Annotated in this window: 15 protein-coding genes; 7 read left to right on the plus strand and 8 right to left on the minus strand. The window is 66.1% G+C overall.

What is annotated here, in order from left to right; all coding sequences use genetic code 11:
• Positions 1 to 17 precede the first annotated feature (17 nt).
• The 6 genes from N8I74_RS08885 to flhF are packed head-to-tail and all read right to left on the minus strand — an operon-like array spanning position 18 to position 5,987.
• On the minus strand, positions 18 to 629 hold the full coding sequence (locus tag N8I74_RS08885) for an ABC-type transport auxiliary lipoprotein family protein (RefSeq protein ID WP_263126538.1): 612 nt from the start codon (positions 627 to 629) through the stop codon (positions 18 to 20).
• The gene (locus tag N8I74_RS08890) at positions 626 to 1,669 is read right to left on the minus strand and encodes an MlaD family protein (RefSeq protein WP_263126539.1); all 1,044 of its coding nucleotides are present in this window, start codon (positions 1,667 to 1,669) and stop codon (positions 626 to 628) included. Before N8I74_RS08890 ends, N8I74_RS08885 begins: the two co-directional genes overlap by 4 nt.
• Positions 1,666 to 2,463 (minus strand): ABC transporter ATP-binding protein, encoded by a 798-nt coding sequence (locus N8I74_RS08895; protein WP_263126540.1) that lies wholly within the window; start codon positions 2,461 to 2,463, stop codon positions 1,666 to 1,668. The genes N8I74_RS08890 and N8I74_RS08895 overlap by 4 nt, the downstream gene beginning before the upstream one ends.
• Before the next feature lie 6 nt (positions 2,464 to 2,469).
• On the minus strand, positions 2,470 to 3,561 hold the full coding sequence (locus N8I74_RS08900) for an ABC transporter permease (protein ID WP_263126541.1): 1,092 nt from the start codon (positions 3,559 to 3,561) through the stop codon (positions 2,470 to 2,472).
• On the minus strand, positions 3,558 to 4,478 hold the full coding sequence (locus N8I74_RS08905) for a MinD/ParA family ATP-binding protein (protein ID WP_263126542.1): 921 nt from the start codon (positions 4,476 to 4,478) through the stop codon (positions 3,558 to 3,560). The genes N8I74_RS08900 and N8I74_RS08905 overlap by 4 nt, the downstream gene beginning before the upstream one ends.
• The gene (flhF, locus tag N8I74_RS08910; RefSeq protein WP_263126543.1) at positions 4,479 to 5,987 is read right to left on the minus strand and encodes a flagellar biosynthesis protein FlhF; all 1,509 of its coding nucleotides are present in this window, start codon (positions 5,985 to 5,987) and stop codon (positions 4,479 to 4,481) included.
• A 179-nt stretch (positions 5,988 to 6,166) separates the two neighbouring features.
• Between flhF and N8I74_RS08915 the strand changes: the two genes are divergently transcribed.
• Positions 6,167 to 6,820, plus strand: a complete 654-nt coding sequence (locus N8I74_RS08915) for a pseudouridine synthase (protein ID WP_263126544.1) — start codon at positions 6,167 to 6,169, stop codon at positions 6,818 to 6,820.
• A 240-nt stretch (positions 6,821 to 7,060) separates the two neighbouring features.
• Here the strand turns inward: N8I74_RS08915 and flhA are convergent, their stop codons facing one another.
• Complete coding sequence (flhA, locus tag N8I74_RS08920) at positions 7,061 to 9,145, minus strand: flagellar biosynthesis protein FlhA (RefSeq protein WP_263126545.1); 2,085 nt, start codon at positions 9,143 to 9,145, stop codon at positions 7,061 to 7,063.
• Positions 9,146 to 9,216: 71 nt separating this feature from the next.
• Positions 9,217 to 10,359, minus strand: a complete 1,143-nt coding sequence (gene flhB, locus N8I74_RS08925) for a flagellar biosynthesis protein FlhB (protein ID WP_263126546.1) — start codon at positions 10,357 to 10,359, stop codon at positions 9,217 to 9,219.
• A 102-nt stretch (positions 10,360 to 10,461) separates the two neighbouring features.
• On the opposite strand from flhB, the gene N8I74_RS08930 reads away from it, so the two are divergent.
• The 6 genes from N8I74_RS08930 to fliP all read left to right on the plus strand — a co-directional run bounded on the left by N8I74_RS08930 (position 10,462) and on the right by fliP (position 14,897).
• Positions 10,462 to 11,520, plus strand: a complete 1,059-nt coding sequence (locus N8I74_RS08930) for a flagellar hook-length control protein FliK (protein ID WP_263126547.1) — start codon at positions 10,462 to 10,464, stop codon at positions 11,518 to 11,520.
• Positions 11,521 to 11,714: 194 nt separating this feature from the next.
• The gene (locus N8I74_RS08935; protein WP_263126548.1) at positions 11,715 to 12,254 is read left to right on the plus strand and encodes a flagellar basal body-associated FliL family protein; all 540 of its coding nucleotides are present in this window, start codon (positions 11,715 to 11,717) and stop codon (positions 12,252 to 12,254) included.
• Positions 12,255 to 12,292: 38 nt separating this feature from the next.
• Entirely contained in the window at positions 12,293 to 13,306 is a 1,014-nt protein-coding gene (gene fliM, locus N8I74_RS08940) for a flagellar motor switch protein FliM (RefSeq protein ID WP_263126549.1), read from the plus strand.
• A complete protein-coding gene (gene fliN / locus N8I74_RS08945; protein WP_263126550.1) occupies positions 13,299 to 13,736 on the plus strand; it encodes a flagellar motor switch protein FliN in 438 nt (145 codons plus the stop codon). Before fliM ends, fliN begins: the two co-directional genes overlap by 8 nt.
• 110 nt (positions 13,737 to 13,846) lie before the next feature.
• Positions 13,847 to 14,158 carry a flagellar biosynthetic protein FliO gene (gene fliO, locus N8I74_RS08950; RefSeq protein WP_263126551.1) on the plus strand — a complete coding sequence of 104 codons (312 nt, stop codon included), beginning with the start codon at positions 13,847 to 13,849 and terminating at the stop codon, positions 14,156 to 14,158.
• A gap of 28 nt (positions 14,159 to 14,186) precedes the next feature.
• A complete protein-coding gene (fliP, locus tag N8I74_RS08955; protein WP_263126736.1) occupies positions 14,187 to 14,897 on the plus strand; it encodes a flagellar type III secretion system pore protein FliP in 711 nt (236 codons plus the stop codon).
• Positions 14,898 to 14,900 lie beyond the last annotated feature (3 nt).

The following is a 14,900-nucleotide window of genomic DNA, read 5'->3' on the forward strand; positions in this document are numbered from 1 at the left end:
TCGGGTTGCAATCCAGTTTAGCGGACAAGCGCAAGATCTGTCGCCCTGAGTCGTTGTTCCAGTTGGGTGAGCGCATTGGCCAGCGCCTCATCCGCCGCTGCGGCGATGCCTTCGCCGCCTGCAAGCCGGATCGGTGCCTGGCCGTGCGCCGGCCATTGGGCGGCAGCGGATCCATCGCGGTGCAGCGTGAAGGTCAGTTGGACGGTGACCTGCTGCGGCTTGCCAGGGCGCAGGTCGGCATAGAACGCGTCCACCCGCCCATGCAGTACCCAGGGATCGTCGGCCGGTTCGGTCTCGCTGACGATCTGCCCGAACAGACCGCTGGCGGCAAGCCAGGCCCGGGTACGTTCGGTCACGAGCTGTGCCGGTGCGGCGACGAAGCCGCGATAGGGATCGACTGCATAGCGGTAGTCGCTTTCGCGGTAGACAAAGCGCCACTCGCGATAGCCTTCCGCCGCGCGCAACGGCGCCAGTCGCAGGGTCTGGGCCAATGGCGCCGCGGCCGGGGCAGCGGGGCGCGCGGCTTCGATGCGGTAGCGGCTTTCCGGCGGAGGCGGGTTGCCGGCGCAGCCGGCAAGCTGGCCGAGCAGCAGCGGCAGGGCGATCAGTGCGGCAAGGGGCGTCTTCATCGTGGCGGCAACGGGTAGGGGGTGGGTTCGGAGCCGAACAGCAGTCCAGGCGGATTGCGTCGTGCGTTCTCGGTCAGCACGCGCAATTCGCCGGAAATGGCGTGCAGATTGTCCAGGGTCTGGGCGAGCTCGGTATCGCGGCTGGCCATCAGGGTGTCAAGGCGCGTGCTGACCCCTTCAAGGTTTTTCAGCGTGGTGCGCAGCGCGGGATCGGCCAGCAGCTCGCGGGCGCTGCGTGCCGCCGCGGCGACGTCGGCTGGCGCGCTTTGCCAGTTCGGATCGGCGGCCAGGGTCTGCAGTGCCTGGTTGGTGCGGCGCAGCTCGGTCAGCAGCGCCTGGGCGTCACGGCCGATCTGCGCCGTCGGTACCTCTTCCAGTTGCCGGCTGACCCGCAGCAGTGATTCGGAGAGCGGTTTGAACGGTACATTGCCCAACTGCCGGTCCGCAGTGTCGAGCAGGCGATTGAGCCGGGTGACGGTACCGTCGATATCCAGGTTCTGCGCCTTGGTGATCAGGTTCTGCGCGGCCTCCATGATCTGTGCCACCGCACTGTGCGCCGAGGGGATGTACAGCGCATCGGGCTGCCAGGAGATCGGCAGGGGCCGGTTCTGCTTGGCGTCCACATAGTCGATTTCCAGATAGTTGGTCCCGGTGAGCCCCTGCGGCGCGAGCCTGACCCGCAGGCCGCGCTTGATCTCGGCGTTCAGGTCGGCCTGGCTGAAGGTATCCATGCCGTTCCTGCCAAAGCGGCTTGGCTGCAGCTCCATTTCCACCAGCACGTACTGCTGCGCGCCGTTCCCGGTCTCGTATTTGTTGGCGGTGAAGCCGATCCGGCTGACCGAGCCGAGCGCGACGCCGCGATACTTGACTGGAGAACCCACATCCAGGCCCTGCACCGATTCGTCGAAATAGGTTTCCATGGCCACGGTGGAGCGCAGCCAGCGCCCGGCCCCGAAGGCGACGAACAGCGTGGCGCCGATGGCGATGCCGACGACAATGAACAGTCCGAGTCGGAAATAGGTGGCGTTGTGCTTGTTCAAGCCTGGGTCTCCTCGCCGCGTCGGAAGAAGCGGGTGACGCGCGGGTCGGGGTGGTGGTCGCGCAGTTCGGCCGGCTTGCCGACTGCGATGATGCCTTTTTCCTGTTTATCCAGCATCAGCGCACGGTCGGCAATCGTGAATATGCTGGCCAGTTCGTGCGTGACCACGATGAAGGTCAGCGAGAGTGCGCGCGACAGACGCAGGATCAGCGCATCGAGTTCGGCCGAGGTGATGGGGTCGAGCCCCGCCGAGGGCTCGTCCAGGAAGATGATGGCCGGATCGAGCGCCAGCGCGCGGGCGATGGCTGCCCGCTTTTGCATGCCGCCGGATAGTTCGGACGGCGCGTAGTCGGCATAGGCTTCCAGACCCACTTCGCGCAGCTTGAGCCGGGCAACCAGCTCGCGTGCCGGCAGATCGAGCGCGGTGTGTTCGGCCAGCGGCAGCATCACGTTTTCCAGCACGCTCATCGAGCCGAACAGCGCGCCGGCCTGGTAGGCGACGCCAAAGGTGGCGAGGATGCGCCGCCGTGCCTGGCCTTCGGCCGCGGTCAGCTCCCGGCCGGCCAGCCAGATCCGCCCCGATGCCGGGCGCTCCAGCCCGATCAGGTGCTTGAGCAATGTGGATTTGCCGCAGCCCGAGCCGCCAAGGATGGTCAGCACCTCGCCACGCGGCACTGCGAACGACACGTCGCGCAGCACCACGTTGTCGCCGTAGGCGCAGGTCAGGTCCTCGACCCGTACCAGCGGTTCGGCGGCTGGCACGGCTGCGGTGGACATGGGGGCGGTGTTGGGCATGCCGGCTTACCAGTCCAGATAAAAGAAGGCGACCGCGAACAGGCCGTCGGCCACCACCAGCATCACGATGGCCCGCACGTCCGCGCTGGTGGCCGCCGCCCCGACCGCGCGCGCGCCGCTGCCGGTGCTCAGCCCGCGCATGCAGCCGATGGCGGCGATGCCGATGCCGAACACGAACGATTTGAAGAGCCCGGTCAGAAAGTCGCTCATGTCGACAAACCCCATGATCTGGGTTGCCGAGGTGGCCATCGGAATCCCGAAGCCGGTCAGCACCAGGGCCGCGCCCAGCATGCCGATCAGCTCGGCGAACAGCGTCAGCAGCGGCATGGCCAGGGCCACCGCCAGCAGCCGCGGCAGCACCAGGAAGCGCATCGGGTCGAGCCCCAGTGTCACCAGCGCGTCGATCTCCTGGTTGACCTTCATGGTGCCGATCTCGGCGGCGAACGCCGCGCCGGTGCGCCCGGCAAGCAGCACCGCCGTCATCAGCGGGGCCAGCTCGCGGACCAGCGACAGGCCCACCAGATTGGCGACGAACAGTTCGGCGCCGAACTGGCGCATCGGAATGGCCGACTGGAACGACAGGATGACGCCGAGCAGGAAGGCGATCAATGCGACGATGGGCAACGCGTCCGCACCGGCGCTGGTGGCCACCCGCAGCATTTCGCCCAGGCGCAGCTCGCGTGGGCGGCGCAGCGCCTTGGCCAGTGCCGCGCCGGCCTCGCCGATGAATGCAAGCGCTGCATACGCTTCGGCCAGGAAACCCGCGGTCAGGCGTCCCAGCGTGGCGACCAGGCCGGACGGCGGCGGGCGCTGCGGGATGGTCAGCGGCTTGTCGGGCTCCAGCTCGGCCAGCAGCGGTGCGAACTGTTCGGGTAGGCCGCGCACCTTGCCGCCACGCTGGATCAGATCGAACAGCAGCGCGGCACCGGTGCCGTCGCAGTAGGTGACCGCGTCCGCATCGACGGTGGCGCCATGCTGCAGCATGGTACGCGCCTGTGGCCACACCACGGCGCACCCGGCCGCGTCGAGGCGCCCACCCAGGATCAGCCGCGGCGGGCTGGTTCCGGCATCGACCTCGAGCGTGGCCGCCTCAGTCATCGCTGCCCCAGCTTGTCGTTGAGGATGCGGCTTGATTCGACCAGCCGGTAGACAAAATCGGCCGGGCTGTCGGCGCTGTGTGCGGGGCGTCGCCAGCGCAGCATGCTGTCGGCCAGCTGGCGGAAGGCCATGCTGGCCTCGGCTTCGGGGAATGCGTCGAGCACGGTCTTGCCAAGGCGCGTGGCGCGCTTGAGCTGGTCGTCCTCCGGCACATAGCCGCATAGCCGTAGCCGGACTGTGTTGCCCAGATACTGCTGCGCCACTTCCCGGATACGCCCGAACACCAGTTCGGCTTCCTGGAGGGTGCGTACCCGGTTGGCCAGCACGCGGAACTCGCGGCGGGCGTATTCGGTATGCAACAGTTTGATGGTGGCGTAGGCATCAGTGATCGATTCGGCGCGGTTGCTGACAATGATCAGCACGTCATCGGCGGCGAGCGACAGGCTGGGCACGCCCGCGCCCGTCGCCGGGCGGGTGTCGAGCAGCAGGAAATCGGCATCGCCGGTCGTGGCTTCGAACTGCGCCGCCAGCCACTGCTGCTCACGCTCGTTGAGCGAGGCCAGCAACTGCGGACGGGCGGCTACCGGCAGGATGGCAAAACCGGCCGCAGTGGGTAACAGCAATTGTGCCAGTGCCACCTCGCGCCGCAGTGCATGCTCCAGTCCGTAGCGGACGGTAAGGCGCAGCCGCTGCGCTGCGTTCGTCAGCCCTTCGAATTCGTCGAGCAGGATCACCGAGCGCTGCCGCTGCGCCAGTGCGGCGGCAAGATTGATCGCCAGGGTGGTGGCGCCGCTGCCGCCACGGCCCCCGTTGAGCCCGACGCTGCGGCAGCCGGGCCGGGCGATCAGCGCGCGCAGCCCGGCGGCCTGGTCGGACCAGCGCCCGCCGCTCACCGGCGTATCCGGTGCCAGAGGCACCTAGCCACGCACGCCTCCGACGTTGAGCGTGAAATCCAGCGGCGCATCCTGGCTGCCCATGTAGAGCGGATACTCGTCGCGCTTCAGTTGGAATGCGGCGTTGTCCTGCTGAGTGCGAAAGGCGCGGTCGATCAGGTAGTCCACATGCGCAGCGTGCAGGTCCTCGGGCACGCGCTGGCCGTTGGTGACGAACTGCAGCGCCAGCTTGTGGCGGATTGCAATGTCCAGGCAACCACCGAGGCTCATGGCTTCGTCCAGCTTGGTCAGGATGCAGCCCGACAGATGGGCGGTCTTGTAGCGCCGCGCCACGTCGTCGAGCGTCGCCGAGGCGGCATTGGCCGCCAGCAGCAGCACCGTCTGCACGGCGTCGGCGGCGAACAGCCGCAACTGTTCGCCGATGCGCTGGTCACGCTGGCCCATGCCCACCGTGTCGATCAGCACCAAGTGCCGGTTGGCCAGGTCGGCCAGCGTCAGCTCAAGATCGGTGTCGTCCTTCACATCGTGCACCGGCACGCCGATGATGCGGCCGTAGATGCGCAATTGATCCTGTGCGCCGATCCGGTAGCTGTCGGTGGTCAGCAATGCCACCGATTGTGGGCCGTGGGTCAGCGCGCAGCGCGCGGCCAGCTTGGCCACCGTGGTGGTCTTGCCCACACCGGTGGGCCCGATCAGGGCGTAGATGCCGCCGCGGGCGACCAGATCGTTGCCGCTGCCCACGGTGGGCAGGTTGTGCGCCAGGGCGGCCTTGACCCAGCGCATGCCGGCATCCAGCGTCAACCCGCCGGGCATCTTGTCGACCAACTGGCGCGACAGCGCCGGGCAGAAGCCGGCGGCCAGCAGCTGGCGCAGCGCTTCGAGCTTTTCCGGCGCGTGCTTGGATAGTTCGCCCCAGGCCATGCCGGCGATCTGGCTTTCCAACAGACCGCGCAGCAACCGGATTTCGCGTGCGATGTCCTCCATCGCTTCGGCGTTGGCCGGTGTGGCAGCCGTCGCGGTCGGCTCGTCGTCGAAACTGAAGGCGGGCAAGGGGCGCTGCGGCTCGGGCGCCGGAGGGCGGGGTGGTGGCGGACGCGATACCGGTGCGGCGGCAACCGGGGCCGGCTGCGGGGCGGGTTGCGGAGCACGGGATGGCCGGTTGCTGCGGACCACCAACGGCGCCTCATCGGCCGCCACGTCGTCCAGCGTGGGTTCCTGGTCTTCGTCGGCGATGGCGTAGGAGCGCGCCAGCGCCCGGTTGATCGGTGCCGCGGGCGCCTCGCCACGCTCGGATTGCGCGCTGTGGATCAGACGGGCGCCATTCTGCGCGGCACGAGGGCTGGGCTTGGGCAGGGCTGGCGCTGCGTGGATGCTGGTCAGCGCAGCCACATCGGAGTCGGCCACGGCCATGATCTCCACGCCGCCGCCGGCGATCTGCCGATTGGACAGGATGAGCGCATCGGGCCCCAGTTCGTCGCGAACCTGGCGCAGCGCATCCCTAGTGGTGGCCCCGTAGAATTTCTTGACGACCATTGGTCCAGTCTGATGTGCGAACCGCCGTATTATCCTCACGTCGTCAGGATTGTACAAACTTGGCGACAACGCCATGCGGTGGTTGTCGCGCCGGGCGCGCAGCCGGCAAAATGCCACGCCGTTGCACGACCGGCGCCCTTCCTGTCATGCCGGCTTCTCCCACGGTCTCTTCTCGATCCATGTTCCGCTACGCGCCGCCCCCCGAAACCGCCTGGCTGCCGGTGCACGCCGATGACTGCCTGCTGGTGGTCGACAAGCCGCACGGCCTGCTGTCAGTGCCGGGCCGGGGCGCGGAGCGCGCCGACTCGATGGCGCGCCGGGTGCAGGCCCGCCATCCCGATGCGCTGATCGTGCATCGGCTCGATATGGATACCTCCGGGCTGATGGTGTTCGGCCGCGGCATGGCGATGCAGCGCGCACTCAGCATGGCGTTTGAGGCACGGCAGGTGGACAAGCGCTATGTGGCGCTGGTCGATGGCCGCCTGGAAGGGGAGGGTGAGGTGGCATTGCCGCTGAGCGCGGACTGGCCGAACCGGCCGCGGCAGAAAGTGGATGTCGAGCAAGGCAAGCCCTCGCTGACGCGCTACCTGGCACTGGACTACGATGCGGTGCTTGATGCCACCCGGGTGGCGCTGACTCCGGTGACCGGGCGCTCGCATCAGTTGCGCCTGCACCTGCAGGTCATCGGCCATCCCATCCTGGGCGATCCGTTCTATGCCACGCCCGCCGCGCATGCCAAGGCCCCGCGTCTGTTGCTGCATGCCGATACGCTGGCGTTGCCGCATCCCCTCAATGGCATGCCGATGCGCTGGCACTGCCCGGCGCCGTTCTGAACGGGCCTGCGCCGACCTTGGGAAAGCCACAGGCGCAGGAAGCAGGCGCCACACTGACCCCGGTGCACCATGGTTCCAGTCGTATTCGCACATTGTTGCCGGCGGTGGCGTGGGCGGCCTGGCAATGGGCGATCGGCATGCGGGGCGCTGTGGCCCGGCGTGCCGGCCGGACCCAGCCAACCTTGGCCGGGGCGCCTGCCGCTGCTGTTGCGGCAGGCCGTCCTGCGCCTTCGCGAAACGCTACGCTGTGCCGAGGACGCCGACGATGCGGATGGTCTTGTTGTCGGGGATCTCGGTGTGCGAGATCACCCGCAGCCCCGGGATCGAGCGGCGCAGGAAGCGACTCAGCATCGGCCGCAGCGGTGCAGGGGTGATCAGGACCGTGTTGAGTCCTTGTGCTTCCAGGTTCTCGGTCAACTGCGAGGCTTGCTTGAGCAGACGTTCCGCCAGGCCCGGTTCCAACCCGCCTGGTGTGCGCCCGCTCGCGGCGCCCAGCAGGATGTTTTCGAGCTGTGGTTCGAGCGCCACCACCGGCAGTTCCTGCTCGCCAGGGAAGAGCTGGTGGATGATGGCGCGCCCGAGCGCCACGCGCACCGCCGCGGTCAGCTCGTCCAGGTCCTGGGTGCGGCTGTGATGCTCGCCCAGCGTTTCGAGGATGGTGCGCAGGTCGCGGATATGCATGCCCTCGTCCAACAGGTTCTGCAGCACTTTCTGCAGCACACCGACCGGCACGCTCTTGGGCACCAGGTCCTCGACCAGCTTGGGCGCTTCCTTGGCAAAATGGTCGAGCAGCTGCTGTACTTCCTCGCGCCCGAGCAGTTCGGCCGCATGGCTTTGCAGGGTATTGGAGATATGGGTGCCGACCACGGTGGAGGTATCGACCACCGTATAGCCCATCGCCTGTGCCTGATCGCGCAGACTGGCGTCGATCCAGGTGGCAGGCAGGCCGAAGGTCGGATCCTTGGTCGGGGTCCCGGCAAGCGAGCCCGCCGCGTTGCCCGGGTTGATGGCCAGCCATTGTCCGGCATACGCCTCGCCGATTCCGACATCGACCCCCTTGAGCAGGATCCGGTACTGGTTGGGCTTGAGCTCCAGGTTGTCGCGGATATGCACTGCCGGCATCAGGAAGCCCAGCTCCTGCGCCAGTTTCTTGCGGATGCCGCGGATGCGGCGCAGCAGTTCGCCATCCTGATTGCGGTCGACCAGCGGGATCAGCCGGTAGCCCACTTCCAGCCCGACCGGGTCGACCGGCTGCACGTCGGCCCAGCTGACCTCCTGCAGCGGCTGCTCGGCGCCGGGCGGCGGCGCGCCGGGTGGTGCGGCGCCCGCCGGACCGCTTGGCGCGGACGGCGCACCGTCACGCGCGCGCGTGCGCCGCTCCACGTACCACGCCAGGGAGGCCGTCGCGACAGCGATCAGCAGGAAGGCAAAATGCGGCATGCCCGGGATCAGCCCGAGTATCGCCATCACCCCCGACGAGATGTACAGCACCTGCGGGCGGGCGAACATCTGGTCGAGGATCTGCTCGGAGATATCGCGATCGGTGCCCACGCGCGAGACCACGATGCCGGCCGCAACCGAGATCACCAGGCCCGGGATCTGCGCGACGAGGCCGTCGCCGATGGTCAGCAGCGTGTAGGTGCGGCCAGCGTCGGCGAAGGCCATGTCGTGCTGCGCCATCCCGACGATCAGTCCGCCGACGATGTTGATCACCATGATCAGGATGCCGGCCACCGCATCGCCGCGCACGAACTTGGATGCACCGTCCATCGAGCCGAAGAAGTCCGCTTCCTGCGCGATGACGGTGCGGCGCTCGCGCGCCGTTTCCTCGCCGATCAGCCCGGCGTTGAGATCGGCATCGATTGCCATCTGCTTGCCGGGCATCGCGTCCAGTGTGAAGCGGGCGCTGACTTCGGCGATACGGCCGGCACCCTTGGTGATGACCACGAAATTGATGATGGTCAGGATGATGAACGCGACGATGCCGACCGTCAGGTTATCGCCGATCAGCACATGGCCGAACGCTTCGATCACCTTGCCCGCGGCATCGCCGCCGGTATGGCCTTCGGTGAGCACGAGCTTGGTCGAGGCGACGTTCAGCGACAGCCGCAGCAGCGTGGTGAACAGCAGCACCGTGGGAAAGGACGAAAACTCCAGCGGCTCGCGGGTATACAGGCTGACCATCAGCACCATGATGGACAGCACGATGTTGAAGGTGAAGAACAGGTCGAGCACGACGGCCGGCAACGGCAGGATCATCATGCCGAGCACCATCAGCACCAGGATCGGGCCGGCGAGCCTCGTATAGTTGAAATTACGCCACATCACTGTTCTCTGTTATGCCGTGACGGCTGGCCGATTGTAACCAAAATGCTCCGGCGCGGTGGCGGGCGGGCTCATGAGGCGTCGATGGCTTGCGGGTCCAGTTCGGCCGGTACCGGCAGGCTGGCGTTGAGCGTGGGTTCCGGCCCGCCGTGGCGCTGGAATTCGCGCAGCTGATAGATGTAGGCGAGCACTTCGGCCGCCGCGGTGTAGAGCGCCGCGGGGATTTCCTCGCCCAGTTCGGCGTGGTGGTACAGGGCGCGGGCAAACGGGGGCGTGCGTACCACGGCCACCTTGTGTTCACGCCCCAGTTCGATGATGCGCTCGGCCAGCAGGTAGGCGCCTTTGGCCACCACGGTGGGTGCGCGCATCTTGTCGGTATATTGCAGTGCCACCGCATAGTGGGTCGGGTTGGTGACGATCACGTCGGCCTTGGGGATGTTGGCCATCATCCGCTTGCGTGCCGCCTCGCGCTGCAGCTGCCGGATGCGGCCCTTGATGTGCGGATCGCCCTCGGATTCCTTGTTTTCGCGCTTGACCTCCTCCTTGCTCATGCGCAGGCCCTTGTAGTAGTCCCACAACTGGTAGGGCACGTCGATCAGCGGGATCAGCGCCATGCCGCCCACCACCAGCAGCAGCGTATAGCGGCTCATCTGCCACAGATAGGCAAAGCCACTGTCCTGGGGCATGGCGATCAATTGCACGAACTGGTCCTTCTCGCTCCAGAGTGCGTATGCCGCCACGCCGCCGATCAACACCGACTTCAGGATGGCCTTGAGCATTTCGACCAGGCTGCGCACCGAGAACATCCGCGTGATCCCGGTCAACGGATTCATCCGGCTGAAGTTGGGGGTGAGCGGTTCGAAACTGAGCAGCCAGCCACCGATCAGCAGTGGGGTGAGGGTGGCGGCGAGCGCACAGGCGAAGAAGATGGGCAGGCAGGCGCGCAACGCCTGGCCGGTCGCCTGGGTGAAATGCAGCATCATCTGCTCGGGCGTGTGGAGCATGCCGCGATCGAACGTCAGTTCGGTCAGGAAGATCTGCCGGAGCACATCGAACAATTCGGGGCCCAGCATCAGCAGGGCGATCAGCCCGGTCAGCAGCACGGCAAAGGTGGACAATTCTTGCGAGCGCGGAATCTGCCCCCGCTTGCGCGCCTCGTCTAGGCGCCGCGGCGTCGCGGATTCGGTTTTGTCCTCGTCGGAATCTTCTGCCATGGATGCGCCGCGTGGAAGGGTGCTCCGAGTCTAGCATGCCGGCTGGCATCGGATTTGCTTCGAGGCGGGGCGAGCGCTTCGCCTACCAGCCAGGACCGAGCCATGCCCAGTGCCATCCGTTTCGCTTTCACATCGCCCGCCGCGCAGAAGAGCGCCGCGCCCAGCCAAGCCAAGCCGGACGAAGGGTCGAGCTTCGCCGGCACCCTCGCAAGGGAGCTGGACCAGGGCACCGCGCAGGCTGCGCAGCAGCCCGCCGGCGATACTTCTGGCGCAGACGGGCAAGGCGCAGAGCCTGTCCCCACCGAAGCCGCCCTGGATGCCGCGGAAGCGTGGCTTGCGCTGCTGCAGTTCAACGCCGCATCGCAGCCTGCCGCCGCCCCTGTTCCCTTGCCTGTCGACCCCAATCTTGCTGATGGCGCGACGACGCCCTTCATCGAGGGCCTGGCAGGGCAGAAACTGCTGCAGACCGCAGCGGGGCAGGATACGGCAGGCACCGCCGCCAAAACCCAGGAAGCCCTGCAGGCCAAGCAGGCAGAACTTGCCGCCGACGGCAAAGGCTTGCCGCTTTCGGAGTCGCTGCAGCAGGAAGACGCACCCGTTGAGACCGGGTCTGCACCGTTGCCGCAGTTCCAGCCGGCCGACGCATCCGCGGCAGCCCAATCGCCGCGACAAAGCGAAAGCGCCGCAGCCGCCAAACCGACCCACTACGTACCTGAACCCGTCAATGGCCCGCGCTGGGGCGATGCAGTGGCGCAGCGGGTGGCGTTGATGCTGGGGCGCCAGGAGCAGCAGATCGAGATGCAGCTCAATCCACCGCACCTGGGTCCGATGGAGGTGCGGCTGTCGCTGGCGGCCGACAATGCCACAGTCATCTTTGCCAGCCAGCACGCCAATGTGCGTGAGGCACTCGCGGCGGCGACGCCCAAGCTCACCGCCTTGCTGGCCGATCAGGGCATCCAGCTGGTCAACGTGCAGGTGGCCTCCGACTCACTGAATCAGCACGCCGGCCAGCAGGCGTCGGCGCAGCAGCATTCCGGCGGACAACGATCGCAGCAGTTCGGCGTCGCCGTCGCGCAGGATGCCATCCAGGTCGAGCCGTATCTGCTCGACAACGCAATGACCTTGCCGGTCGCACGTGGCGGTGTAAGCTTCTATGCCTGATCTGGGTGCCCATGTTGCCATGCCGCTGCGGGAAACGGGCGGCGACAGGGTTGTACGCGTTGCGGAATTACCTGAACAGCCTGGGCTTATTGCTTGTTTTCCTTACATATGTGGGTTATAACCACTTCGCGCGATTGAGCACCGGCCCTGGACAGTAGATCGGGGCGTTTTTCCATTGCCGAGAAGGTGACTACATGGCGGAAGCCAAAGCCGCGGAACCCGCACCGAAGGGAAAGAAGACCCTGTTGATCGTGGTGATCATCGCTGTTGTGGTGTTGTTGCTGGTGGTGGTGCTGGGCGTGGTGGGCTACCTGCTGCTCAAGCCGGCTGCCGAGCCTGCCGCGGATGCCCCTGCGGCCGAGCAGGCCGACGCGCCCGCGAAGGAAAAGAAGGCGCATAAGAAGAACGATCCCGAGCACCCGCCGGTGTTCGAGAAGCTGCAGACCGTCACCGCGAACCTCAGCAGCGAGAACGAGGAAGCGGTGGTGCAGACCGATATCGTGCTGGAGCTGGCCGATGCCGAGGTGCAGGCGCAGCTCAAGAACATCATGCCGCGGGTGCAGGCGAGCGTGATCAAGCTGATCCGTTCCAAGACCCCTGCCGAACTGCGCACAGTGACCGGCACCGACAAACTGGCCGCCGATATCCAGGCGAGCATCGACCATGAGCTGGGTATCGAAAGCAAGGGAGACGGCGTGGTCTCGGTGAATTTCACTACATTTATCATGCAATAGGCCGATAACCCGGATAAGGTCGAAGCAAAGCGGTATTTATGGCGGACGATATCCTTTCCCAGGAAGAGGTCGACGCGCTGTTGCGCGGGGTGACCGGCGAGGAGGATCAGGGCGAAGAAGAGCTCGATTCCTCCTCGGTGCGCGCCTATGACATCGGCCGCCAGGAGCGCATCGTGCGTGGGCGCATGCCTACGCTCGAAATCATCAACGAGCGCTTTGCCCGCAACCTGCGTATCGCCCTCTTCAATTTCATGCGCCGCAATGCCGAGATCAGCGTGGGTCCGGTGCGGGTGCAGAAGTACAGCGAGTTCATCCGCAATCTGGTGGTGCCCACCAATCTCAACCTGATCCACATGAAGCCGCTGCGCGGCACCGGGCTGTTCATCTTCGACCCGGATTTCGTGTTCCTCGTGGTCGACAATCTGTTCGGCTCGGATGGCCGCTACCATGTGCGCGTGGAAGGGCGGGACTTCACCCCCACCGAGCAGCGCATCATCCACCGCCTCTTGGAGGTGGTGTTCGAGGAATACCAGAAAGCCTGGAAGCCGGTGTTCGAATGCGAGTTCGGCTATGTGCGTTCCGAGATGAACACCCAGTTTGCCAATATCGCGACGCCGACCGAGGTGGTGGTGTCCTACACCTTCAAGATCGAGCTTGGCGCCGGTGGCGGCGATTTCCACGTGTGTTTCCCGTATTCGATGATCGAACCGATCCGCGATCTGCTGTACAGCTCGATGCAGGCCGATCGCATCGAGGCGGACAATCGCTGGCTCAAGCTGCTGCAAAAGCAGGTGCAGAACGCGGAGGTGGATCTGGTGGCGACGCTGGGCAATACCCGGGTGACGCTGGGCGACATCATCAATCTCAAGGTGGGGGATGTAATCTCGCTGGAGATTCCCCAGGCCATCGTGGCCGAAGTGGATGGCGTGCCGGTGCTGGAGTGCAAGTATGGTATCCTCAACGGCCAATACGCGCTGCGCGTGAACAAGGTACTCAGTTCATCCGAAGCTGGCAGCGCGGACGACGAAGGGCAGGGAGAGCGACATGGCTGAGGACACGCCGCAGCAGGACGGCGACGTGATGGACGACTGGGCCGCGGCGCTGGCCGAGCAGGCCCAGGAAGATGCCACCGCCCACAGCTCCTCGGCGGCGCCGCAGCAGGTGCAGCCGGCGGACATCTTCGAGCGCTTCGACGCCCAGACCCCTGGTGCCGGCGCACCCAACAACATCGACATGATCCTCGACATCCCGGTCACGCTGACCGTGGAGCTCGGGCGTACCAAGATCGCCATCCGCAGCCTGCTGCAACTGGCGCAGGGTTCGGTCGTCGAACTGGATGGCCTTGCCGGCGAGCCGATGGATGTTCTCGTCAACGGCTGCCTGATTGCCCAGGGCGAAGTCGTGGTGGTCAACGACAAGTTCGGCATCCGGCTGACCGACATCATCACTCCGGCGGAACGCATCCGCCGCCTCCACAAATAGTGTCCATGGCTCGGCCAGCGCGTCCGGCGGCGGCCTGGCTGGCATTGTGCTGGCCGCTTTACGGTCATGCCGCAGCCCAGGGGCCAGGTCTTGCCCAGTTTGGACAGACGTTGCTGGCCCTGATCCTGGTGCTGGGCCTGATCGTCGTCAGCGCGGTCCTGCTGCGCCGATTCTCGCTCCTGCCCACTGCAATCGGCGGCCGTCTGCGGGTGGTATCGGGTGTGCTCGTCGGTGGCAAGGAGCGGGTGGTCATCGTCGAGGTGGAAGAGACCTGGCTCGTACTCGGGGTGACCGGCCAGACGATCAATCTGCTGCACACGCTGCCACGGCCGGACGATGCGCCGCTGCCACCGCAACCGGCGGTACCGCTGTTTGCCGAGAAGCTTGCGGCTGTGCTCAAGCGGGGCAGGCCGGGTGCGTAACGTGAAGTGGTTGTGGCTTGCCATTGCCATGGTGGCTGTGCCGACCTGGGCTACGAGTCCGGGTGTGCCGTTCATGACCGCGAGCCAAGGCGCGGGCGGCGCGACGGCGTACAGTCTCACCATCGAGACGCTGCTGTTCCTGACGGCGCTCACCTTCCTGCCGGCCATGCTCCTGATGATGACGGCGTTCACGCGCATCGTGATCGTGCTGTCGCTGCTGCGGCAGGCCATGGGCACGATGCAGACCCCGCCCAACCAGGTCATCGTCGGCCTGTCGTTGTTTCTGACCCTGTTTGTGATGTCGCCGGTATTCGACCGGATCTACAAAGAGGCGTATCAGCCCTACAGCGCGCAGCAGTTGACCTTCATGCAGGCGGTGGACAAAGGTGCGGTGCCGCTCAAGGATTTCATGCTCAAGCAGACGCGGCAGAAGGACTTGGCATTCTTCATCGAGCTTTCGGGCGCCGCCCGGCCCAAGGGGCCGGAGGATGTGGGCTTCAGGGTGCTGGTCCCCGCCTTTGTCACGAGTGAGCTGAAGACCGCGTTCCAGATCGGCTTCATGGTTTTCATCCCGTTCCTGATCATCGATTTCGTGGTGGCAAGCATTCTGATGGCGATGGGGATGATGATGGTGTCGCCGGTGATGATCTCGTTGCCGTTCAAGCTGATGCTGTTTGTGCTGGTGGATGGCTGGACGCTGTTGATGGGGTCCTTGGTGCAGAGCTTTTACATAGGGTAGGAG

It is taken from the genome of Chitiniphilus purpureus (assembly GCF_025642115.1).
Classification (GTDB): Bacteria; Pseudomonadota; Gammaproteobacteria; order Burkholderiales; family Chitinibacteraceae; genus Chitiniphilus; species Chitiniphilus purpureus.